The sequence below is a fragment of the Candidatus Eisenbacteria bacterium genome (assembly GCA_013140805.1).
Taxonomy (GTDB): domain Bacteria; phylum Eisenbacteria; class RBG-16-71-46; order RBG-16-71-46; family RBG-16-71-46; genus JABFRW01.
In genome coordinates, this window is record JABFRW010000158.1 from 1 (window position 1) to 23,556 (window position 23,556).

16 protein-coding genes and 1 pseudogene are annotated in these 23,556 nt (G+C 68.2%); 11 read left to right on the plus strand and 6 right to left on the minus strand.

The window, feature by feature from the left end:
• Positions 1-577: 577 nt before the first annotated feature.
• From HOP12_12320 to HOP12_12355, 8 genes and pseudogenes are all read left to right on the plus strand, one after another.
• Entirely contained in the window at positions 578-2,128 is a 1,551-nt protein-coding gene (locus tag HOP12_12320; protein ID NOT34940.1) for a hypothetical protein, read from the plus strand.
• A gap of 100 nt (positions 2,129-2,228) precedes the next feature.
• Positions 2,229-3,470 (plus strand): hypothetical protein, encoded by a 1,242-nt coding sequence (locus HOP12_12325; protein NOT34941.1) that lies wholly within the window; start codon positions 2,229-2,231, stop codon positions 3,468-3,470.
• A complete protein-coding gene (locus HOP12_12330) occupies positions 3,470-4,558 on the plus strand; it encodes a hypothetical protein (GenBank protein ID NOT34942.1) in 1,089 nt (362 codons plus the stop codon). Before HOP12_12325 ends, HOP12_12330 begins: the two co-directional genes overlap by 1 nt.
• A gap of 138 nt (positions 4,559-4,696) precedes the next feature.
• Complete coding sequence (locus tag HOP12_12335) at positions 4,697-7,078, plus strand: DEAD/DEAH box helicase (protein ID NOT34943.1); 2,382 nt, start codon at positions 4,697-4,699, stop codon at positions 7,076-7,078.
• Positions 7,075-8,112 carry a hypothetical protein gene (locus tag HOP12_12340; GenBank protein NOT34944.1) on the plus strand — a complete coding sequence of 346 codons (1,038 nt, stop codon included), beginning with the start codon at positions 7,075-7,077 and terminating at the stop codon, positions 8,110-8,112. The genes HOP12_12335 and HOP12_12340 overlap by 4 nt, the downstream gene beginning before the upstream one ends.
• A 244-nt stretch (positions 8,113-8,356) precedes the next feature.
• Positions 8,357-8,677, plus strand: a pseudogene (locus tag HOP12_12345) (zinc-binding protein).
• Between the two features lie 120 nt (positions 8,678-8,797).
• Positions 8,798-9,019, plus strand: coding sequence for a cold shock domain-containing protein (locus HOP12_12350; protein NOT34945.1), 222 nt, complete (start codon positions 8,798-8,800; stop codon positions 9,017-9,019).
• 79 nt (positions 9,020-9,098) lie between these two features.
• The gene (locus HOP12_12355; GenBank protein NOT34946.1) at positions 9,099-10,742 is read left to right on the plus strand and encodes a DUF885 domain-containing protein; all 1,644 of its coding nucleotides are present in this window, start codon (positions 9,099-9,101) and stop codon (positions 10,740-10,742) included.
• 8 nt (positions 10,743-10,750) lie between these two features.
• Here HOP12_12355 and HOP12_12360 read toward each other — a convergent pair whose 3' ends face one another.
• Genes HOP12_12360 through HOP12_12370 form a run of 3 tightly spaced genes read right to left on the minus strand, consistent with a single transcriptional unit; the run spans position 10,751 to position 15,310 of the window.
• Positions 10,751-12,124 carry a hypothetical protein gene (locus HOP12_12360; GenBank protein ID NOT34947.1) on the minus strand — a complete coding sequence of 458 codons (1,374 nt, stop codon included), beginning with the start codon at positions 12,122-12,124 and terminating at the stop codon, positions 10,751-10,753.
• A 17-nt stretch (positions 12,125-12,141) separates the two neighbouring features.
• Entirely contained in the window at positions 12,142-13,449 is a 1,308-nt protein-coding gene (locus tag HOP12_12365) for a hypothetical protein (GenBank protein NOT34948.1), read from the minus strand.
• Between the two features lie 22 nt (positions 13,450-13,471).
• Positions 13,472-15,310 carry a long-chain fatty acid--CoA ligase gene (locus HOP12_12370; GenBank protein ID NOT34949.1) on the minus strand — a complete coding sequence of 613 codons (1,839 nt, stop codon included), beginning with the start codon at positions 15,308-15,310 and terminating at the stop codon, positions 13,472-13,474.
• Positions 15,311-15,483: 173 nt separating this feature from the next.
• Between HOP12_12370 and HOP12_12375 the strand changes: the two genes are divergently transcribed.
• The 3 genes from HOP12_12375 to fadJ are packed head-to-tail and all read left to right on the plus strand — an operon-like array spanning position 15,484 to position 19,744.
• Positions 15,484-16,317: a tetratricopeptide repeat protein gene (locus HOP12_12375; protein ID NOT34950.1), complete on the plus strand. Its 834-nt coding sequence runs from the start codon at positions 15,484-15,486 to the stop codon at positions 16,315-16,317.
• A gap of 8 nt (positions 16,318-16,325) precedes the next feature.
• Positions 16,326-17,609 carry an acetyl-CoA C-acyltransferase gene (locus HOP12_12380; protein NOT34951.1) on the plus strand — a complete coding sequence of 428 codons (1,284 nt, stop codon included), beginning with the start codon at positions 16,326-16,328 and terminating at the stop codon, positions 17,607-17,609.
• A complete protein-coding gene (gene fadJ, locus HOP12_12385) occupies positions 17,606-19,744 on the plus strand; it encodes a fatty acid oxidation complex subunit alpha FadJ (GenBank protein ID NOT34952.1) in 2,139 nt (712 codons plus the stop codon). The genes HOP12_12380 and fadJ overlap by 4 nt, the downstream gene beginning before the upstream one ends.
• Before the next feature lie 259 nt (positions 19,745-20,003).
• On the opposite strand, the gene HOP12_12390 is transcribed toward fadJ, so the two are convergent.
• From HOP12_12390 to tilS, 3 genes are all read right to left on the minus strand, one after another.
• Positions 20,004-21,896 (minus strand): ATP-dependent metallopeptidase FtsH/Yme1/Tma family protein, encoded by a 1,893-nt coding sequence (locus HOP12_12390; protein ID NOT34953.1) that lies wholly within the window; start codon positions 21,894-21,896, stop codon positions 20,004-20,006.
• A 177-nt stretch (positions 21,897-22,073) separates the two neighbouring features.
• A complete protein-coding gene (hpt, locus tag HOP12_12395) occupies positions 22,074-22,637 on the minus strand; it encodes a hypoxanthine phosphoribosyltransferase (GenBank protein ID NOT34954.1) in 564 nt (187 codons plus the stop codon).
• Positions 22,638-22,657: 20 nt separating this feature from the next.
• Positions 22,658-23,556, minus strand: an 899-nt coding sequence (tilS, locus tag HOP12_12400; protein NOT34955.1) for a tRNA lysidine(34) synthetase TilS, incomplete at its 5' end; no start/stop codon positions are given.

Genomic DNA, 23,556 nt, shown 5'->3' on the forward strand with positions numbered 1-23,556 from the left:
TCGTGGGCGGGGCCTCGCTGAGGACTCCGGGACCCTCGCAGGGGCGCTCCGGGCGTTCGTCCCGATTCGCCCCCACGATCAGGGTGCCGGGGGCGACGACGTTGCGCCCCAGAATGAACGTGCACATCGAAGGGTCTCCTGCCGATCGTGCAGATCGCGCCGGGCGCTCGGGCCGTTCGCCCGATTCGGTCGCCAGGACGCGGACATGCGCCGGTTGCTTCCAGACAATGCACGAACCGTGCTGTCCTCGCGACGCGGGCGGAACCCGCCCGTTGTCCTGTCTCCGGACCGATTTCCCGGAGGCGCCGCAGCTGCGGTACTCGACATCGAGGACCGCGGTCCGATCCTTCACGGCGGTGCGTTTGCGATGCGTGTTTCCAACGTCGGCGTGCTGGGCAGCCCGTTCACGGCGGCGGGGCGCTCCAACGACCCGGCGTTCGAGCTGCCCGAGGGCAGCGGGCGTGAGTGCATGCGTTCGGTGGCGTTGTAGGTCGGCGCTCGACGCGGGAACGATCGGCCCCGTGTCTCGGGCGGACCGATCCTCGAGTTTCGACCGTCGCTCGATCCGGACGATCGCGTGTGGTCGCGCTGGCACGGAGCACCCGGCCAGCAGCATCTGTTCGACGACGACGGTGACGGAACGTTCGACGAGGAGCGGCTGAACGGCCTCGACGACGATCACGACGGCGAGGTCGACGAAGATCTCGGCGTGTTCGCCCAGCAGATGATGGCGGCCGACTACCGCGACGATCGCCCCGAGTCCGGCAGTCAGCTCGATGCCTCGGGCGAAGTCCACGCACGGCTCTGGCTAACGGTGCATCAGGAAACCTATTCGTGGTCGACCATCGTTTCCCGCCGACCGTTCGGCGGGGCGTGCATCGCGCGCTATTCCGGAGAGGTGCCGGCGATCCACGACTTCCGGGACCCCGATCGACTGCCGTGGGTCGCGGTGCTCGGCCTCGATCATCCGGTCGATCCGCTCGCGCCGGCCCCGCCGCCACCCGCGATCGTCGAAGTATTCCCGGGCGCGCGCGCCACCGCGCTGCCGATCGATACACAGGCGTGGGTGCGGTTCGCGGCGCCGCTCGATTCGACGACGGTCCGCACCACCTCGGTGTTCCTCAAACTCGACACGCGACGCATTCCGATCGAGGTCGAGTGGGACGAGGCGACGCTGCGCATCGTGATCACCGCGCTCGAACCGCTCACCCCGGCGCGCACCCACACGCTGGTGCTGAGCGACGCACTGCGCGCTCGCGATGGCACTCCGCTCGACGCGGCCTACGAGTGGCAGTTCCGGGTGATCGGCGTGAGACGGCCGGAGCCGCAACTTCCGGCCGCCGGCGCCACGTTTCAATCACCGCTCACGCATCTCGGCTGGAGCGGCACCGAGGCGGCGGTCGGAGCGGTGGAATACGCGGTGTTCGTTGGAGCGGACTCGGCCCCGGTGGCGCTGCGCGCGGTGCCGGAACTGGCGCGGGTCGGCCGACCGTTTCTGGTTCCGGTGCAGGGCTGGAGCATCGGCGCGACCGTATGGTGGTCGGTGAACGCGATCAATCGCACGCTCGACGAATCCTCGAACGGACCGACGGTGCGATTCGAGTCGGTACCGGCCGGTACACGCATCGATTCGACGCAGAGCAGCTTTCAGATCTATGGGTGGAAGCAGAGCACCGGCGCTTTCTCGTGCTCGCAGGCGGTGCTCCTGGCGGGCAACGACTACGTGAACGCGGTGCGCATGAACCTGGCCGGACTGGCCGGGCTGCCGATCGCCGCGGTTCGAATCGAGACCAACACCTCGGACACCAGTTCGGTGCCGACGGTGTGGGGCGTGACCGAGACCTTCAACGTGTGCACGCTCCAGTTCCCCGGCACGCCGCGCCCCGACACCACACTCGGAGCGCTCGCCTCGGCCGCGCGCGTGAGCGGCACGCGCCGGCTGCGCTTCACCAGCGACCGGCTCGGGGCGTTCACCTCGTGGGCGCTCAACGGCTCGAACCTGGCCGGATTCACATTCCGATTCGGTTCACGCACCGATCTGATCTCGGTCAATCAGAGCCCCACTCCGCCATTCGTGCGCATCTTCTATTACGTTCCGCCGGCGCCGCGTCCGGACCTCGCAAAGTAAGCCGCGCGGGCGCCGCGCAAGCTGGCCCGTCTCCGGGCCGCGGTGTAGGCTGCGCGTCCTTCGTCCGGCTGGAGTGTTCCCGGGAGTAAACCTCGCTCGCATGCTCGAAAGCCCGCACGTTTGCGCACCGTACCGGCCGCGTCGCCGGAACCATTCCGAGGCCCGTCGCTTCACCCGCTCGAGACTCCCACGGTGGCTGACCGCTGCCACCGCGGTCGCCCTCACGCTGTTGCTCTCGGCGCCCGCTGCCCACGCCCAGCGCCTGCGCCCCTGGATCCCGCCTGCGGCCGACTCGATGCTCGCCTGGAGCGCCGAGGCCCGCGCCGGATTTCAGACCAATCGCGGCGACTCGATCGGCGGCTCGAACTACGAACCCTACGAGCGCGTTGGATTCATGGCGCGCCGCCTGCTGCGCTCGCTGGGCCGTGCGAATCTCACCCAGGCGGCCGCGGTCGAGAGCTATCTCGATTCGCTGGGGCTCGACACCGACCTGCGCGTCGAGGCGCGACTGCCTTACTTCGCGCTGCTGGTGGTCCGCAATCCGTACCGGCCGGCGGCGAAGGCGGTCGCGTTCCTGCTCTGGTACCGGCAGGAGGAGCTCAAGACGCAGGGGTTCGAACTGTCGGGCGGCTACGAACCGCGTCTGCGCGTGTGGTGGACGAATCGCCAGGAAGGCCCCTACGCGTGGGGCATCCTCGATGCGTCGCGCGATCGCGCCACGCTCTACTTCTCGCTGCTCCAGCTGTCGGCCAACGGTCAGTTCTGGCACCTGGTGCAGTTCGACACCGAGGGCATTCCGTTCGCTCCGACCGGTGATGCCGCATTCGCCGATCTCAACGGCGACTCGAAGCCCGAGTTCCTGGTGTGGACTCCGGCGCCGCTCGATTCGCTGGTCGAAAATTGCCGCGACTGTCCGCGGCTGCTCGAGCAGCGCACCTTCGTCGAGCGGCCGCGTGGTTTCGCGTTGCTCGAGACCCGCATCGTGCCATCACCGACCAGCACCTTCATTCGGTTCGTCCAACTTCTGGCTCAAGGCGACCGCGCGAGTGCGGCGCGGTTTCTCAAAGACCCGAGGCGCATCGAAGCCGCGGTGAGCGCCGGCTGGGGGCTGCGTCGTGCGCACGGGAGCTGGAAGATCCTCGCCACCGAGCCCGAAGCGGCGTGGCCGCTGTGGCTGCTGGCGCGGTTTCACGCGCCGGGCGGGCCGCGGGACTACAAGTTCGACTTCGAATCCGACGGCTCGCGCTGGCTGATCAAGGGCTGGGAACGCCGCGCGCAGCTGGGCGGGGCCACCGACTCGACCGCACGCCGCCCGGCCGGCACCACGCCGCGCAAGCCGTGATGAAGCGCCTCGTCAACATTGCGTGCGTGCTCGCGATCGCCGTGCTGTGCGGCTCGCTCGCGCTCGGCTGCGACAATCGGCCCCGGTTCGTACCGCCGGGCGGCGACTCGCTGGGCGGGGCTCCCGTCGACAGCTTCTCTCGCACCGCGCGCGCCGCACGCGAACGCTGGGAAGCTGACGGCGGTGCGGATGGCGCCGCCGCTCGGCTGACCGCGGCGTTGCTCGCTTACGACCTCGAGCTCAAGCCCGAGTTCGCACTGGCTCCGCGCATTCGGCAGTTGCTGGACTCGCTCGGATTCGGAGTCGAGGTGGTCGAAGACGATGCGGTCGCGCTGGTGAATATGTTCCCGCGCTCCGATCCGACCGCCACCTCGTGGCCACGACTGGTGTGGCGCGATTCGTTGCGGGTGCGGACTCAAGCGGTCGAGGGCGGAGGGATGCGCCTGAGCGATCTGTCGCTCGGGCCGCCTTCGCGGCCGCAGAGTGATACCAGCGCGGTTCAGGCCGCGGGATTGTTCCTGCGCAGCGGGCCGGCGGGGCCTCAGCCGATCGTGTTCGTGTGGCGTCGCGCGCCGCGCGCCGGTGTGTGGCGGCTCTACCAGACGCTGGGACCGGACTCACTGGGTGGCACCGGCACGGCGAGCTTCGTGCCGTCCGATGGCGAGAGTCCGGCGCTGGCATCGCGGACCTGGTCGCGAACCCCCGGTTTCGAGGAGTGCGCGTCGTGCGCGCACCTGTTCCGCAAGTACGAGTTCCACTGGGGGATCGAAGGCTTCTCGCGCGCCAGCGAGGCGACCGAGCCGTCGCCGTACGCGACCTTCGTGCGACTCGTGCAGGCGCTTTCGATTCCCGACGACGAGCTGGCTCGCGAGCAGCTTGGCGACCCCAGCCTGATCGACGTGGCGCGCGGCCTCGAACTGGGTGCGCGACGCGCGAACTGGCGGATGGCACCCGGCGCCGAGGGCGCCCCGGGCGACGAACTGGTGTTCTACCGCGGCCCCAATGAGGCCTACCGGATCCGGTTCATGCGCTCGTTCGGGGTCTACCGGGTGACATCGATCGACACCACCCGGCGCGCCATCGAGTAGCCGGAAGCGCGTTTCGCCCTTTGAATTGGCGCCTGAATGGCGCCTGCACATTTGGGCCAGCGAGTGCTAGAGTGCCCACCTGCGTCGCCACGATGCCCTTCGAGCGGGTGCCGATCGTCGCGCGCTCCGGAGGCCCTCATGCACAGCGAACCCGCGCGCTTCCTCGATGTCTGGTCGGAGCCGCGCAGCACCGCCGATCCGATCTCGTGGCTGCGCGATCTGGGCGAACGTCCCGAGCACCGCGGCGCGATCGCTCACTGGCACGTCGAGCCGGCGCGCCTCGCGCGTCACGGCGCGCTCTCGTGGCCGCTGCCCGCGCCACTTGCCGAGGCGCTCGAGACGCAGGGCGTCGAGCAGCTCTACAGCCATCAGGTCCACGCGATCGAACGCCTGCGCGCGCGACTCGACACCGTGATCGTGACCGGCACCGCGAGCGGCAAGAGCCTGTGCTATCACGCGCCGGTGATCGAGCGCCTGCTCGAAGACCCGGACGCGACGGCGCTCTACCTGTTTCCGACCAAGGCACTCGCTCAGGATCAGCTGCGCGGGCTCACGCGTCTGTCGCTCGGTCACCCTCAGATCCTCAAGCGCCTGCGCGCTGGCGTCTACGACGGAGATACGCAGGCGTCGACACGTCGCAAGCTGCGCGACGACGCGAACGTGATCCTGTCGAATCCCGACATGCTGCACGCCGGGATCCTTCCGCAGCACCCGCGCTGGGTGCGTTTTCTGAGCCGGCTGCGCTACGTGGTGGTGGACGAGATGCACGTCTACCGCGGCATTTTCGGCTCGCACGTCGCAAACGTGCTGCGGCGGCTCGAACGCGTGATCGCTCACTATGGCGGCGACTTCCGCTACGTGATGTGCAGCGCCACGATCCGCAATCCCGGCGAGCTGGCCACCGCGCTGACCGGTCGCGAGGTCGCGGTGGTCGATGACGATGGTTCGCCGCGCGGGGAGCGCCACTTCGTGCTGTGGAACCCACCGTATCTCGACGACTCGCGCTCCGAGCGCCGCTCGTCCAACGGCGATGGCAGCCTGCTGCTGGCGGGACTGGTCGAGCGGGGCGCTCAGACGATCGCGTTCACCAAGTCGCGGGTCGCGGCCGAGCTGGTGTACCGCTACGCCCACGAGCGGCTCGAACGCAGCGCTCCCGAACTTGCGGGGCGGCTGAGTCCCTACCGCGGCGGCTACCTGCCCGAAGATCGTCGGCGCATCGAGCGCGCGCTGTTCTCGGGCGAGCTGCGCGGCGTGGTGTCGACCAACGCGCTCGAGCTGGGGATCGACGTCGGCAGCCTCGACGCGGCGGTGCTGATCGGGGCGCCGCCGACGCTCGCGAGTGCCTGGCAACAGGCCGGCCGCGCCGGGCGTCGCAACGGTGCGGCACTGGCGCTGCTGGTGGCCTACAACGAAACCGTCGATCAGTACCTGATGCGCCATCCCGACTGGTTCTTCGGGCGCTCGCCCGAAGCGGCCTGCATCGATCCGGGCAATCCCTACATCCTCGCGCAGCAGCTGGCGTGTGCCGCCTACGAGCTGCCGTTGACGCTTGCCGACCGGACGCGCTTCGGGGCGCTGGCCGGTCGCGTGCTCGAAGCGCTCGACGAAGCCGGGCAGACGCGCACGCTCGAGGGCCGTTCGTACTGGGCGCAGACCGACTTCCCGGCGCAGAAGGTGAACCTGCGCGCGATGTCCGACGACACCTACACGATCCTCGACGCCAGTCGCGACAATGCGGTGATCGGCAATGTCGACGCGATCAGCGGGCTCGAGCTGGTGTATCCGGATGCGATCTACCTGCACGAGGGCCAGACGATGTGGGTGCGCTCGCTCGACCTGGAGCAAAAGGTCGCGATCGTCGAGCCGCGCCCGGTCGACTACTACACCCAGCCGGTGCTCGACACTCATGTCCACGTACGCGGCGAGCGCGAAACGCTCGACTGGCACGGTGAACGCGTTCGTTTCGGCGATCTCACCTACGCATGGCAGACCGTCGCCATGAAGAAGATCCGCTTCGGGACCCGAGACGCGTTGGGCTACCACCCGCTGTCACTGCCGCGCCTCACACTCGAGACCGCCGGCTTCTGGATCACTCCCGGCGAGGCGACGCTGCGCGAGCTCGCGCGGCGCGGGCATTCGCCGTGGGAGTCCCTGAGCGGAGTGCGAAACCTGTTCCTGACCCTGCTCGCGATGATCTCGATGTGCGATGCCGCAGACCTGGGCGGCGTGCTCGACTCATCGAACGTGGGAGCGCCGACCCTGTTCCTGTTCGATCGCTACCCGGGCGGGCTGGGCTTCGCGGAACAGGGGTTCGCGCGCCTCGATGAGCTGACGCGCGCGGCACTCGAACACCTGCGCGCATGTCCCTGCGAGGGCGGCTGTCCGTCGTGCACGGGGCTCCCGATCCTGCGACCGGCGCAGCAGCAGGACCCCGACCTGGGGCGTGCTCGCAGCTCTCCCTCGAAGGAAGGCGCGCAGGCGCTGCTCAGCACCTGGGCGCGCGAGTCGAGCCGGGGGTGATCGGCGATTCGAGGCTCGGCGCACGACTCGGAGCGCTGGCGCGATCGCGTCACGAGACGCCCGCCGAGACGTCGAGCGAGCGCGTCGATGGGGCGGTAGCGGCCGACGAAGCCGCGGTCGAACCGGCTGTCGCCGCGAACGAACTTGGCGTCGAGAGCTTCCTTCCCGGCGGCGAATGGCGTGACGAGCACGGCGCGGTCTACGTCCACGAGCGGCTGCGCTCCGAACTCGAGGCTCCACAGCTCGCATGGGGAGCGCTCGACGAGCCGGGGGAGAGCGAGCCCGATCTGCGCACGCTGCACGCACTCGGGCTCACGCGCGCGCTGTTCCTGGACCTCGAAACGGGCGGGCTCGCGTCGAGCCCGGTGTTCCTCGCAGGAACCATGCACTGGAACGGCGAGGACTTCGTGCTGCGCCAGTATTTTGCGCGCGACTATGCCGAGGAAGCGGCATTGCTGAGAGCGCTGGGTCGTCAGCTGTCGGGTTTCGAGGTGCTGGTGACCTTCAACGGCAAGACCTACGACGCGCCGTTCCTGCGCTCGCGCGGTCACGTGCACGCGGTGCCGCTGCAGATCCCCGCACTTCACGTCGACCTGCTGCACGCTTCGAGGCGGCGGTGGCGCGGAGTGTTCGAGGACTGCCGACTGCAGACGCTCGAGCGCCGAGTGTGTCGTCGGCGCCGCAGCGGAGATGTGCCGAGCGATCAGATCCCGGGGCTCTATCACGACTTCGTCCGCAATGGTGATGCGTGGCGCCTGATTCCGGTCTTCCACCACAACGCCCTCGACGTGATCACCATGGCAGACCTGCTCCAGGCGTTGTGTCGTGCCGAGCCGCAGACGGGCGGCGTTTCGGGTGCTGCCCAGGGACGCAGGTTCAAGTCCGAGAGCGGGATGACAGCGCTTCCCGATGCACTCGAACCCGAGCAGATGGCGGGCTGGCTCGCCGCCGATTCGTTCCAGGCGCCGCGCGACGAACTGCCCGAAATCCCGGTGGATCGGCCCCCGCAGCCCCGCCTCGTGATGAAGCGATGAGCCGTTGAAAAGCCCTGGACCCGCTGCCATACTTTCGCCGCTGCACGAAGCTCGAGGGCACCGCATCGATCGAGTGTGGGTCTCGGATGAATTCGCGTCGTCGCATCGTTCGTGAACTGGAACTGAGTCCGACCCGACTCCTTCGATGGGTCGCCTCGGCAGGCCATGCCTGCCGGGGCGTTTTTGTTTTTACGTCCCCTGGTATGTGGTCCGTCCGCGTTTTCGGGAGATGAGGCGTCACGTCATGGCCATCGGCGAAGATCGCAACATCCGTTGTGCCGATTGCGGAGAGGAATTTCTCTTCACGTCCGGCGAGAAGGAGTTCTACGAGTCCCGCAGTCTGAACGCTCCGACCCGCTGCAAAGCCTGCCGCGACGCGCGGCGAGCACAGCGCGAGTCGGGCGGCGGTTCGTTCGAGCGTGGCGCGCGCGGTGGCGGTGGCGGTGGTGGTTCACGCGAGATGCACGATGCGGTGTGCGCCGAATGCGGGGCGAAGACGCAGGTGCCGTTCGCACCGACGGCGGCACGCCCGGTCTATTGCCGCGACTGCTGGCAGACGCGTCGCCCTGACGCGGGCCACGGCGCGGCTCCCGGTCGCGGACAGGGTGGAGCCCGTGGCGGGCATGGCGGCCGCAGCGGTGCGGGAGGTGGCGGGCGCGGCCGCAGCGAAGGTGCTGCGCGCCCGATGGTGGTCTCCGACGGTCCGCGCCAGCACGGTGTGGTCAAGTGGTTCAACGAGTCGAAGGGCTTCGGCTTCATTCAATCCGAGGCTGGAGAGGAAATGTTCGTCCACTTCAGCGCGATTGCGGGAGCCGGCTTCAAGAGCTTGACGGCCGGCGACCGCGTCGAGTTTGATGTCGCAGAAGGCGACAAGGGTAAGCAGGCCGCGAACGTCGCGAAGCTCTGACCGACGCTTCGGCTCCCCGACGAGTTGGCCCTCGCGCCGCGGCGCGGGGGCCTTTCGTACACATCAGGGAACGGATGCCATGATCGAGACCGTTCGCACGTTCACCGCACTGGCCGAAGAATTCGTCGAACTCTACCTTCGTCATCATCCGGTCGAAGCCACGCGCGCGGGCATTCACGACTACGATCGCCTGCTGCCCAATGACACGGCCGAGGGCCTGCGCGAGCGTTCCGTGTGGCTGCAGGATCTCGAGCATCGCCTGGTCGCCTCGGTGCCGTGGCAGGAACTGCCGGTCGAGCACCGCGCCGACTACGGCATCCTGCGCGCGCGACTGTCGGCGCTGCGGGCCGATCTCGACGAGGTCAAGATCTACGCGAAGAATCCGGTGCTCTACCCGGAGACCGCGCTGCACAGCGTGTTCCTGTTGCTGGCCCGTCCCGGCACGCCGCTGGAAGAGCGCAAGGAAGCGATTCTCGAGCGCATGATCGCGATTCCCGACTACCTCGCAGTCGCGAAGAAGAACCTGCAGCAGGTGCCGGATCAGTACCTGAACATCGCCGCCGACGTGACGCTGAGTGCCCCCGGCTTCGTCGAGGAAGTGTGCCGCACGTTGCTCAAGAACTTCCCCGGTGAGGGCGAGCGCATCGAGCATGCCGGTTCGCGGGCGCGCAAGGGCTTCCTCCAGTACCAGCAGTTCATCGATCAGGATCTCGAAGCGAAGATCGGCGGCACGTTCGCGATCGGCGAACGCTGGATGAACTACAAGCTCGAGCGCGAGCACCTGCTGGCGCTCGACTGCAAGAAGCTCGACGCGCTGGGGCGCGAACAGGTGACCAAGGTCACGGCCGAGCTCGAAGCTGAGGCGCGGCGCGTCGACCCGTCCAAGACCTGGAAGCAGCAGCTCGAAGCCGCGAAGGATCGACATCCGGAACCGCTGCGTCTACGCGAGGCCTATGTCGCCGAACTGGAACGCGCGCGCGCGTTCGTGCAGGACATGCGGATCGCTCCGATCGGGGGCGAGCCGCCGCTCGTAATCCTCGACACCCCGGTGTTCGAACGCGCGACGCAGCCGCTCGCGACTTATCTGCCGCCGGCGCCGTTCGACGCCTCGCCGGCCGGCTGCCTGTGCGTGACACCGGCGGATCCCGCGCGTCGCAAGGACGAACAGCAGCAGCAGATCGAAGCGCATCACAACGCCGCGATCTCGCTGGTGTGCGTGCACGAAGGCTACCCCGGGCACCATCTGCAGTTCGGCCAGTCGTTCAAGAACGGCTCGCGACTGCGCCGGCTGTCACGCAGCCCGGTGACCGCGCAGGGCTGGGCGCTCTACTGCGAAGAGCTGATGGCCGAAGCGGGCTTTTTCACCGATCCGATCGGGCGGCTCTATCAGTTGCGGGACTTGCTGTGGCGCGCCTGCCGGGTCGTTGTGGACGCCGGGCTCCACACCGGGAACATGGGCTTCATGCAGGCGGTCGACTACCTGGTCACGACCGCATTGATTCCGCGCGTCAACGCGGTGCTCGAAGTGCGGCGCTACACGCTGCGCCCCACCGAGCCGATGAGCGCGATGATCGGCAAGCTCGAGTTGGTGGCTCTGCGCGACGAGACCCGCCAGCGCCTCGGCGAACGCTTCAACCTTCACGAGTTCCACGCTGCGGTCCTCGCCTCAGGGCCGATACCGACCGCGCTGCTGCGCGAGGAGCTCAAGCTGCGGATGCCGTAGCGGCGGCCTCACTCCATCCCTGGCGGCAACGGGAACATGCGCCGGTAGACCTCGGGCGCGTTCTCGATCAGCGGGTAGATCGGGCCCTCGTCGCCGCGTTCGATGCGAAGCGATGAGTTCGTCGCGGTCAGGCTCTCGATGTTCACGCGTTGAATATTCGAGCCGTAGCGGGCGTTGACGGCGTCGATCAGCACATTGGCGAGGAAGCCGTAGCCCTGATCGGTCGGGTGCACACCGTCGAGGCTGAACAGTCCGCCGGTGATGAACGCGGTCGTATACGTGCGGCCGTTCCAGGTGAGCCCGGTGGTCGCCGCCCGCTGGAATACTCCGGCGAGATCCACGAGCGCCATGCCGCGCGCGGCGGCCTGCGCCGCGATCGCGGCGTTGTAGCCGCTGAGTTCATTTCGCAGATTGGCGACTTCGGCAGAAGTCAGAACCACGGCATCCGGAAGCGGGACTCCCGTGCCGGGTGCGCCGGTGATATACGAACTCGAGCCGACCGGGAATCCGCGTCCGGTCGCGAGCAACGGGCCGGCGGTCAGGAGAACGCGACCACCGATGCCGATCGTCGTGCCGCTGCCGGGCGTGGTGTCGGCGGGGCTCGTCTGAACGCGCAGCGAAACGATGTTGCCGCCGTTGTCGCGGGTGACGGGCGAGAACGTGGTCGCGAATGGAATGATCGTGGGGTCCGGCACGTTGAAGAGCGCGAAGTTGGCATTGGGTGCCGCGGTCTCGACGGTGTCGAGCGCCGCGTTCAATGCGAATCCGAACTGCGCCGAGTTGAGCACCGGAATGCCCGAGCCACCGGTCACGCGGCCGATCATCTCGTTCGCGCCGTACTCGAACGAGACGAAACTCGGACTCAGCCGGGTGAGCGTCTGCTCGATCGAGCCGCGGTGCCGCAGCACGAACGCGAAGTGCGCATTCGCGCGCGCCGGATGGTAGTAAGTCGTGGTATCGAACACGTCGCTCACCAGCGCGCCCGGCACGCCGAGATTGTGGAAGTCACCGGCGAAAGCGAGGTTGGTCGGCGCGCCGAGCGTCCGGCCGGCCGCGCTGATCAGTACCACCGGCGAAAGCGACTTGATCTCGAGACACGCCGACAAGCCGTCGAGCGACAGCCCGTCGCCATTGATGAACTCGCGATCGAACGTCGTCACCCCGAGCTGGCGCGCGAACAGACTCGCGTACGAGTTGATCTGGTGCCGATCGACGCTGCCGCCGGATTCGACGCCGTCGGCCAGGCTGGTGCCGAGCGCCACGTAGGTCGTGAAGTCGGCGCTTCCTGAATTGAAGTCGGGCCCCGAGAGGGGGTCGATCGTCGAGCAGCCGGCCACGATCAGTGCCGCGCCGGCGATGAGACAAGCGTTTTTGAAGCGCATGACGGATCCCCTGCGGGCTAGAAGTGGATGCTGAGGCCGATGCCGAGCACGTTGACGAACGAGCGGTAGTGACCGTTGTAGTCGTCGCGGTTCACGCCCTTGGTGTCGACGCGGGTGGGAAAGACGGCGAGTTCGTAGGCATCGAGCGTCGCCCCCTGGCCCCAGCCGAGCGGCAGGCTGGCGCCGACCGAGGCGCCGTGGCGATTGGTGTCGGGCAATAGCGGACTGACCGATTCGGTCGGTGCCGCGTGCTGGTCGAAGTAGTAGCCGAACCGATACGTCCACTTTTCGAGCCGGTGCTCGGCGCCGATGCGTACCTGCAGCGCGTCTTCGTACTCTTCGACGATGGTGCTGTTGACGCTCGGTGTTTGCTCGAACTCGAGCGCCAGCTCATCGAAGATCGACCACTGCATGAGGTTCACGTCGAGCGCCGCGGTCCACTCGCCGCTCTTCCACGCGGTGCCGAGCGACCAGATCGCCGGGAACTTGAGCGTGGTTCCGACCGCTTGATCGGGCGGCAGACCCGCGGCGACCTGGGCGTTGAACACCGCGTCGCTCGCGGCGTTGCCGGTGTTGGCGAGGATCTGGTCGAAGGTCGCCTTGCCGTCTTCGATCTCGACTTCGATCGAGCTGCGGTAGGCCGCGCCGAACCTCCACGTCTCGCTCGGCGTGAACGCGAAGCCGGCATTGAAGCCGTAGCCCGGCGTGAGGTCGGACTCGAGCTTTACGTTGGCGACGTTCACGAGCCCGCCCGAGCCGGGATAGGGCGCGCGGTTGATGCGATTCAACTCGACCTCGGCGAGCAGCGCATCGAAGCCGGCGCCGACGCTCCACTGCTCGTTGAAGGCCCAGGCGAACGTCGCGTTGCCGTTGACGGTCTTGAGGTCCGCCTTGGTGACGATCTCGCGTCCGGTGAAGCGGGTCGGATCCTTCCACTCGACGCCGAGTCCGAACGGCGCGAACGCTCCGATGCCGATCGCCCAGCGATTCGGCTCGACCCTGGCGAGGTAGGCATTCGGAATCGGGAACACGCCGGGCTCCATCTCTTCGATGGTGCCGAAGCCCGGCTTCGGATCGACGCCCGCGAAGCTGGTGGTGGCGTGCAGAAGGTGGAACACGCCGTTACCGTGCCAGCCCTTTCCGAGCCGCGTGAGTGCCGCCGGGTTGTGGAAGATCGCGGACGCATCGCCGACCACCGCGGTACCGGTGCCGGCCATCCCCATCGCGACGGCGCTCTGTTCCCAGATGTTGTAGCCCGAACCCCATGCCGCGCCCGGAACGATCAGCGCGAACGCGAGCACGCTCCAACGAACACTGCGACGCATGCGGTGATTCTCCTTCCTGAACTCAGTGCGATTCCGGTCCTGAGCGATTCGCGTAGAGGCGGTCGATCACGGCAGCGAACTTGGCCGCGATCACGCGGCGCTTCACCTTGAGCGTCGGCGTCAGCTCGTCGCCCTCCTGGCTCAGCTCGCGTTCGAGCAGCGCGAACTCCTTGATCTTCTCGAATTGCGCGAGTGGTTCGTTGACGCGATCGACTTCGGCTTTGTAGAGCGCGCGCACCTCGGGCCGGACGAGCAGCTCGGCGGGACGCACGAACGTCCAGCCTCGCACCCGCGCCTCGCCTTCGAGATTCGCGAAGTTCGGCACCAACAGGCAGGTGATGGTGGGGCGCTGATCGCCGATCAGGATCGCCTCGGTGATCCACTTGCTGGTCTTGAGCGCGCCTTCGATCGGCTGCGGGGCGACCTTCTTGCCGCCCGAGGTCACCAGCAGCTCCTTGAGCCGGTCGGTGATGTACAGGTAGCCGTCGTCGTCGAAACGCCCGAGATCGCCGGTGTGGAACCACCCGTCGGTGATCGCGACCGCGGTCGCCGCTTCGTTTCGGAAGTAGCCCTTCATCACGTGCGGGCCGCGCGTCAAGATCTCGCCGTTGGTGTCGATCTTCACTTCGACGCCCGGGACCGCCTTGCCGACCGAACCCGGCTTCTCGCGCCCCGGCGGGTTCAACGTGATGACCGGCGAAGTCTCGGTGAGCCCGTAGCCCTCGCGGATCGGAATGCCGATCGCGAAGAAGAACTCGATCACCTTGGCATTGAGCGGCGCGCCGCCCGACACGCAGTAGTCGACGCGGCCTCCGACCCGCTCGCGAACCTTGGCGCCGACCAGCCGGTCCGCGATGCGCGACTGAAGCGCCGCGAACGGCCCGAGGCGCCGGCGCTCGAAATGCGCACGTGCGGCCTCGCGCCGCTGCTCGAGCCCCCAGTGGAAGATCGCGCGGCGGAGCGGCGGGAGCGTGCGCGAGTTGTCCATCACGCGCGCGTAGACCTTCTCGAAGAACCGCGGCACTCCGACCAGCACGGTGGGCCGCACTTCCATCGCGTCAGCTGCCACGGTGTCGAGGCTCTGCGCATAGGCGATCGAGGCCCCGCCTCCGAGCATCGAGTAGAAGCCGCCCATGCGCTCGAAGATGTGGCACAGCGGCAGGAACGACAGGCACCGATTGGTCGGATAGATCGGGCTGACCTCGAGCCCCGCCCACACGTTCGAAGCGATGTTGCGATGGGTCAGCATCGCGCCTTTGGGCTCTCCGGTGGTGCCGGAGGTGTAGATGATGGTGGCGACCTCGTCGGCGGTGACCGAGCGCGCCAGGCGCTCGAACTCGCCGGGTGCCGCGCGTCCCGCCGTCGCCCCCTGCTCCATGACTTCGGCGAGGCCATGGCTGCCCTCGGGCCGCACCGGTACGGGATCCATGTAGACGATGGTCTTGAGGCTCGGCAGCTGGGCCGCGACCGAGCGAATCTTCTCGAGCTGCGCGGCCGTCGAAACCACGATCAGGCGTGCCTCGGAGTTCGCGAGCACGTGACGGCTCTGCTCGGCGGTGAGCGTCGGATAGATCGGCACCGTCACCGCTCCGCGCGCCAGCACCGCCAGGTCGGTGATCGCCCACTCGTAGCGATTCTCGCTCAGCAGCGCCACGCGATCGCCCCGTTGCACGCCGAGCGCTCCGAGTCCGAGCGAGAGGTGCTCGACGTCGGTGCGGGCACGCTGAGACGACAGGGATTCCCAGCCCTCGGGACCCTTGCGCATGAACTGATCGGGCTTGGGATGCCGGGCGATCGTGTCGAGAAAGATGCCGATCAGCGTTGCGGCCTGAGTCATTCCGTTGCCTCGCGACCGAGTCATGTGTGCTCCGATGAACGCCGGGATGCGCTTGCGGCCCAAGGGGTAGCACCGTTCGAGGCGCGCCGACAAGCGAAAAGGCAGCGGGGTCAGAGGCGCGACCGCCGGCGATTGACGGCCCGACCGTGGCTGCGCGACAGTGCGCCTCCCGATCTTCCGGGTCCCGGAGGTACCGCATGAGGTCCGATGTCCGGTTTTCGCCCCGCATGACGGGCACACACGGGTGGCTGCGGGTGGCGTCGCGTGCGCTGTTGCTCGCCGTGGCGCTGACGGCCGCGCAACCGTCGGCCTCGCGCGCGGCCGATGCGGCTACCAGTCTGGCGACCGGTGAGGCGCGCTACGCCGAGGGCAGGGGCGAAGAGGCCCGCGCCGCGTGGCTCGAGGGCCTCGCCGATGCGCCCGGGAACTTCGGTCTGTTGTGGCGACTCGCGCGCGTCGAGTCCGAGTTGTCCGAGGATCAGAGCGGCGAGAAGAAGCGCCAGCTCGCCATGGCAGCGGTCGAGCACGCGCGAGCCGCGGTCAAGGCGCATCCCGACAGCGCGGCAGGCCACGTATGGCTGGCCGCCGCACTGGGGCGCCAGGCGCTTCAGGAGGGACCGAAGACGCGGCTCGCGTTGTCGCGCGAGGTCAAATCCGAAGTCGATCGCGGGATCGCACTGGATCCGGGCATCGGACGCGCCTATCACGTGCGTGCACTGTGGAACCGCCGCCTTGCTTCGCTCAACCTGATGGAGCGCGCGGTGGCGAACAGCGTGCTCGGCGGGGTGCCGAAGGGCGCCAGCATCGAGAACGCGGTGGCGGATCTGCAGAAAGCCGTCGAGCTGGAGCCGGACTACTTGAACCACCACCTCGAACTCGCCCGCACCTTGATCACGCTCAAGCGCACCGACGAGGCGCGCCAGCAGCTCGAGCGGGTGATCGCACTGCCGCCGCGCAGCAGCCTGCGAGACGCCCGTTACCAGGCGGAAGCGCGGGAGTTGCTGGCCAAGCTGCCACGCCCGAAGGGATAGGAGATCCCATGGCGGCTCCGGTCTGGATTCTCGCCGGACTCCGTACTCCATTCGCCAAGGCTGGCGGACCGCTCAAGCACACACCGGTGACCGAGCTGGGGCGCGTCGCGATCGGCGAGTTGCTGGCGCGCTCGAGTGTCGATCCCGCGCGCCTCGACGAAGTGATCCTCGGCAATTGCGCGCAGCCCGCCGAAGCGGCGAACTCGAGCCGCGTGGCAGCGCTGCTGGCCGGCGTGCCCGAGCAGGTCTCCGCCATGACGGTGCATCGCAACTGCGCGTCGGGAATGGAAGCGGTCGCGACCGCCGCGCAGCGCATCCAGGCCGGCGGAGCGCAACTGGTGCTGGCGGGCGGCATGGAGTCGATGAGTCGGATTCCGCTGCTGTACACCTACGAGTACGGCGAGTGGCTCGAGAGCCTGATGCGGGCGAAGACGCCGCTGCAGAAGTTCGGCGTCTTCACGCGCTTCAAGACCGCGTATCTCAAGCCGCGCATCGCACTCGCCGAAGGACTCACCGACCCGGTGTGCGGGCTCAACATGGGGCAGACCGCCGAGGTGCTGGCGCGCGAGTTCCGAATCGATCGCGAGCGCCAGGATCGCTTCGCACTCGAGAGCCACCAGAAGGCAGTCGCCGCACGCGAGCGTCTGCGCGAGGAGATCGTGCCGATGTTTCCGGCGCCTTCGCACGCGATGGTGCACGACGACGTGGGCCCGCGCGACAACCAGACCCTCGAAGCGCTGGCGAAGCTCAAGCCCTACTTCGATCGCAAGAACGGAACCGTCACGGTGGGCAACGCCTGCCAGGTCACCGATGGCGCGGTCGCACTGCTGATCGGCGACGAAGCGACCGCGCGAGCATGGCCGGTGCCCCCGCTCGGCCGTATCCGCGGCTGGGCGTTCGCGGGGCTCGCTCCGAGCCGCATGGGACTCGGGCCGGTGTTCGCGACCGCCAAGCTGCTGGAGCGTGAACGCGTGGCACTCGACGAGATCGAGCTGTTCGAGATCAACGAGGCGTTCGCCGCGCAGGTGCTGGCGTGCCTCGAAGCCTCGCGCTCCGAGTCGTTCGCGAAGGCCGAGCTGGGGCGCGACCGCGCACTCGGCGAGATCCCGGTCGAACGCCTGAACGTCAACGGTGGCGCGATCGCGCTCGGGCATCCGGTCGGTTCGAGCGGCTCGCGCCTGCTGCTCACCACGCTCATGGAGATGCGTCGCCGCGGGCTCAAGCGCGGCCTTGCCTCGCTGTGCGTGGGCGGCGGCCAGGGCGCCGCGTTCCTGCTGGAGCGCGAGGGATGAGCGTGTTCCGCATCGAGCCGCAGCCGGACGGCATCGCGCACCTGGTGATGGATCACCCGGAGCGCAAGCTCAACGTGCTCGATGCCGCCGCGGTCGCGAGCCTCGACGTGGCGCTCGATGCGCTGGGCCGGGTGGAGGGCCTCAAGGGCGTGGTGCTCACGAGCGGAAAACGCGGCTCGTTCATTGCCGGCGCCGACATCGAAGCGATCGGTTCGATCACGGATCGCGAGCAGATCCTCGCCCTGATCCGGCGCGCGCATGCGGTGTTCGGCAAGCTCGCCGCATTGCCGGTGCCGACGGTCGCGGCGATCGACGGCGTGTGTCTGGGTGGCGGAACCGAACTCTCGCTGTGCTGCGACTCGCGCATCGCGAGCGAAGAGCCGCGCACCCAGATCGGCCTGCCGGAAGTGTTGCTCGGCATCTTTCCCGGCTTCGGCGGTTCGGTGCGGCTGCCGCGACTGATCGGACTGCGCGCGGCCCTCGACCTGATCCTCACCGGCCGCACGCTCGACGCCCGGCGCGCCGAGAAGCTCAAGCTGATCGCGCGCGTGGTGCCGGCGGCGTGGATCCTCGAGCGCGCGCACGAGCAGGTCGTGCGACTCGCCGCCCGCGCCCCGGCCGCACGGCGCGATCGATGGCGCGCGCCCTCACTGCTGGATGGACTGCTCGACGGCACGCCGTTCGGGCGTGCGTTCGTGTTCTCGCAGGCCCGGGCGCAGACGCGCGGGCGCACCGCCGGAAACTACCCGGCGCCGCTCGCGGCCCTCGACGTGATCGAACACTCCTACGGTCGCCCGCTCACGGAAGCGCTCGAGATCGAGGCCTCGCGTGTCGCCGATGTGCTGATCGGTCCGGTGTGCAAAAACCTGGTGCGCATCTTCCAGCTCTCGGAGGACGCCAAGAAGGCGCCGCCGATCGCCGACACGACGTTCACGCCCGCGCCGATCCGCGAGCTGGCGCTGGCGGGTGCCGGCGTGATGGGCGGCGGCATCGCCGAACTGGCGAGCCGCAGCGGCATCACGGTGCGGGTGCGCGATCTCAAGCCGGAGCCGCTCACACGCGCGCTCGAGATCGCTCGCAAGCTCATCGAGGAGCGCGGCAAGCGGCGGCGGGCGCCGGCGAGCGAGCGCGACCTGCAGATGGCGCGCATCTACCCCACACTCACGCTGGATGGTTTCGGGCGCGCGGATGCCGCGATCGAAGCGGTGGTCGAGGATCTCGACGTCAAGCGCCGGGTGTTCGCGGAACTCGAGGTGCGGCTGCGGCCCGATGCGCTGCTTGCCACCAACACGTCTTCGCTGTCGGTGGACGCGCTCGCAGCGGGGCTTCAGCACCCCGGGCGCTTCTGCGGTTTCCACTTCTTCAATCCGGTGCATCGCATGCCGCTGGTCGAAGTGGTGCGAGGTGAGCGGACGTCCGACGCCGCACTCGTTACCGCCGTCGCGCTCGCACGCCGACTCGGCAAGACCCCGGTGGTGGTGAAGGACGCGCCCGGCTTCGTGGTGAATCGCGTGCTCATGCCGTATCTGCGCGAGGCCATGATGCTGCTCGAGGAAGGCTTCCCGCTCGAGGCGATCGATGCCGCCATGCGGAATTTCGGGATGCCGATGGGTCCGTTCGAAGTGATCGACGAGGTCGGGCTCGACGTCGGAGCGAAGGTCGCCGGGGTCTTGAGCCGCGCTTTTCCCGAACGCATGACTCCGGCGCCGTTGCTCGACTCACTGATCGCCGCCGGTCGCCTCGGGCGCAAGAACGGGCTCGGCTTCTATCGTCATCGCGGTCGCAAGCGCGAGACGGATCCCGCGGTGCGAAAACTGCTCGGGCTCACACGGCATCGTGCGGCGCCCGCCGCACCGCAGCTCGCCGAGCGCATGGTGCTGGCGATGGTCAACGAGTCGGCGCGCTGCCTCGAAGAGGGCGTGGTCGTCAACGCCGGCCAGGTCGATCTGGCGCTGGTGTTCGGCGCCGGCTTCCCGCCGTTTCGCGGCGGTCCACTGCGGCACGCCGACGCGATGGGACTCGCGAAGGTGCAGCAGCGGCTGGTGTCGCTGCAGGCCGAGAAGGGCGAGCGCTTCCGTCCATCCGCGCTGCTCTCGCGCCTCGCCGAATCCGGCGGCGCCTTCACCTCCAAATAGAGACGCCCGGCTCACAGGCCGGGCGTTGCTCTTACGGTCGGGAAATCCTTCGCCCGGCCGTACCCTTTGGAAGTGCGCGATGACTGGAGGTCGCGCGTGCCACGCGCTCGCATTCGCGTGACGATCATGAGACGCGCGAGCCCCCCGCCGGGTTGTCAGGGGCGATCAAAGACTCGGGCCCGCCCCTTGCGGGACGGGCCCTGAGTGCTCGAATGCGGCCTGGACGCTACGAACGCGTCGGGTCGGTGTGGTGGATTCGTCAGGCCCCGGCGGGACGCGGCTCCGGAGGCGGAAACCCTTCGAGTCCGCCGGTGACGGGCGTCGCGCTCTCGGTCACCGCGACCGGCGGGGCGGGCGGGATGTCGGTGTCGCGCTTCAGAGGCTCGAGCTTCTCGCCCTTCAGCAGCCGGTCCATCTCCTCGCCGTCGATCGTTTCGCGTTCGAGCAGCGAGTTCGCAAGCAGATCGAGCTTGGGGAGATTTTCGCGCAGCAGGCCGATCGCCTTGTTGTACGCGCGCTCGACGATGGTGCGGACTTCCTGGTCGATCGCCTGTGCGGTCTTCTCGCTGTAGTCCTTCTGCGAAGAGATCTCGCGACCCAGGAACACCATCTCCTCTTTCTTGCCGAAGGTCAGCGGGCCGAGGTTGTCGCTCATGCCCAGCTCGCACACCATGCGGCGCGCCAGCGCGGTGGCGCGCTCGAGATCGTTCGATGCTCCGGTCGTGTAGTGCGAGAACACCAGGAACTCGGCCGCGCGGCCGCCCATCATGTTCGCGAGCCGCTGCTCGATCTCGGCCTTCGACTGCGAGTAGCGATCCTCGGGCGGCACCCATGACGTGATGCCGAGTGCCCGCCCGCGCGGAATGATGGTGACCTTGTCGACCGGATCGGTGCCGGGCTGCAGCCACGCCACCAGCGCATGGCCGGCCTCGTGATACGCCGTGCTTCGGCGTTCGTTCTCGTTCATCACGAGGCTCTTGCGCTCCATGCCGAGGGTGACCTTGTCCTTGGCGTCTTCGAAGTCCTGCTGCGACACCTTCTTCTTGTTGCGACGCGCCGCGAGCAGCGCCGCCTCGTTCACCACGTTCGCGATGTCGGCGCCGGCCATGCCCGGCGTGCTGCGCGCGAGCTGGTAGAGATCGACGTCCTCGTCGAGCGGGATGGTGCGGGTGTGGACCTTGAAGATCCCCTCGCGGCCCCGCACGTCCGGCCAGTCCACGACGATCTGGCGATCGAAGCGGCCGGGGCGCAGCAGTGCGGGGTCGAGCACGTCGGGGCGGTTGGTGGCCGCCACGATGATCACGCCCTCGTTCGATTCGAAGCCGTCCATCTCGACCAGCAACTGATTGAGCGTCTGCTCGCGTTCGTCGTGACCGCCGCCGAGGCCGGCACCGCGATGACGGCCGACCGCATCGATCTCGTCGATGAAGATGATGCACGGAGCATTGCGCTTGCCCTGCTCGAAGAGATCACGAACCCTGCTAGCTCCGACACCGACGAACATTTCGACGAAGTCCGAGCCGCTCATCGAGAAGAACGGCACCGCGGCTTCGCCTGCGACCGCCTTGGCGAGCAGCGTCTTGCCGGAGCCCGGGGGGCCGAGCAGCAGCGCGCCCTTCGGAATGCGTCCGCCGAGCCGCTGGAACTTCTGCGGCTCCTTCAGGAATTCGATGATCTCCTCGAGCTCCTGTTTGGCCTCGTCGCAGCCCGCCACGTCCTTGAACGTGACCTTGGGCGCCGATTCGATCAGGACCTTCGAGCGCGTCTTGCCGAACTTGAGTGCGGCACTGCCGCTGCCCTGCATCTGTCGCAGCAACAGCATCCAGATCGGAAGCAGAAGCAGGAACGGCAGTGCCGCGATCAGGAACGAGATCCAATTGAAGCCTGCCGGGCGGAACACCACCGGAATGTCGGGGTTCGACGCCAGCACGCGGTCGACCAGCGTCTCGCCGGTGCCCGGGATCGCGGTCTTGAATGCCTTGAAGCGCAGGTCGTGCTGACCGACGCGCAGCGTGGTCTCAATCTTGAGATCGCCGGTCACGGTCTTGTCGACGATTTCGACGTTCGCCAGATTGCCGGCGTCGGTCTCCTTGAGAAAGCGCGTGTAGTTGATCTCGGCCCGCGGTGTCGCCATGAAGTTGCCCTGGTACATGCGATAGGCGACCAGCGCGAGCAGCGCCACGAATACCCAGAAGGCCAGGGTGCGGAACGGCCGTGCGCCCGGAGGCGGCGGAGCCGAGGAGCGGCGCGGCGCGGGAACGCGCGGACCCTTGCGGGGGTCGCGTCCCTTGTCGTCGCCGCGATCGTTGATCTTGCGGAACAGCTTCACCTACGACTCCTCGATGACGCCCACATAGGGCAGATTGCGAAGGCCTTCGGCCGCGTCCATGCCGTAGCCGACCACGAACTCCGCGCCGATTCTCCAGCCGGCGTAGTCGACCGGCACTTCGAGCTTGCGACACGGCTTCTTGTCGAGCAGCGTCGCGATTTTGACGCTTGCCGGGTCGCGCAACTTGAGCAGATTGAGGATGAACGTGAGGCTCAGGCCCGAATCCACCACGCCTTCGCAGATGATCACGTGGCGCTCGCGGATGCTGCCGCGCAGGTCCGCGAGCAGCCGCACATTGCCGCTCGACTGCGTGCTGGTGCCGTAGGACGACACCGACAGGAAGTCGAGTTCGACATCGATCGGCATGGCGCGCGCGAGGTCGGTGTGGAACATGCACGCGCCCTTGAGCACCGCGACCAGGATCGGCTTCTTTCCGTCGTACTCGCGCGCGATCTCGAGTCCGAGTTCGCGAACCCGCGCTGCGATCTGTTCGGCGGAATAGAGAACGCGCAGGCGCGGCGGCAAGGGCGCCACCGCCGTCGTGGAGTGGCTCGCGTCTGACATGCGCTCCGTCATGGCTCTCCTCAGGGACCTGGGGCCCGTCGAGTCCTGCGCTGTGGCGAAATCGCACCGTCCGAAAGCGGATGCGAGCGGCAAATGTAACTCATGAAGCGCTGCTTTCGCAGGATGGGTCCGGAACTTGCGAAAGCCGTGATGCTCAACACCCCGCGCGTGCAGCTGGCGCTGGCGCCACCCGGCAGGGCGAGCGGACCACAACGCCGCGTCGAGCGCGCCAGTCGCTCGAGCATGACGAGATGCGGTCGCGCCAGCGGCTCATTCGAGAAACGTCGCCAGGTGCGCGCGAGTACGCGCCGCAGGATGAACGACGGCAGGCGGATCAGGCCCGACACGTCCAGCTTCACCGACTCCAAGCCCGCAACCGCGAGCGGCTGTTCGATCCGATGCGCCCGGGCCTTCAGCCAGCGCGAGACTTGACCGACTTCGGACATGAGCTGTGCAGCCGAACGAGCCACATCCGCGCGTGCGCGCGGCCCGTCAGCTCCACCGAGGGCCTCGAGCAGCGCCGGAATCGCGCCATGGCGAATGCGATTACGCAGATAGTCGGGCGACAGGTTGCTGGAATCCTCGCGCCACTCGATCCCAGCCCCACGCAGGTCGGCTTCGATCTCGGCGCGGGTCGCGGCCAGCAGCGGCCGGATCCAGCGAGCCCGCCGGGCGTCGATGCCGGCGGCACCGGTGAGCCCGGTACCGCGACCGAGCCGCATGAGCAGAGTCTCGAGCTGATCGTCGGCGGTATGGCCGGTCGCGATCCGGTCGGCCGCAACCCGGCGCGCGACCGTCGACAGGAACTCGCGCCGCAGCACTCGCAGGCCGCGCTGTCCGCTCAGCCCGCGGCGGCGCATGCGCGCGCGCGTGTCCCAGCGGGCAGAGGTGCAGCGCAGGCCGAGCCGCTCGCACAGCC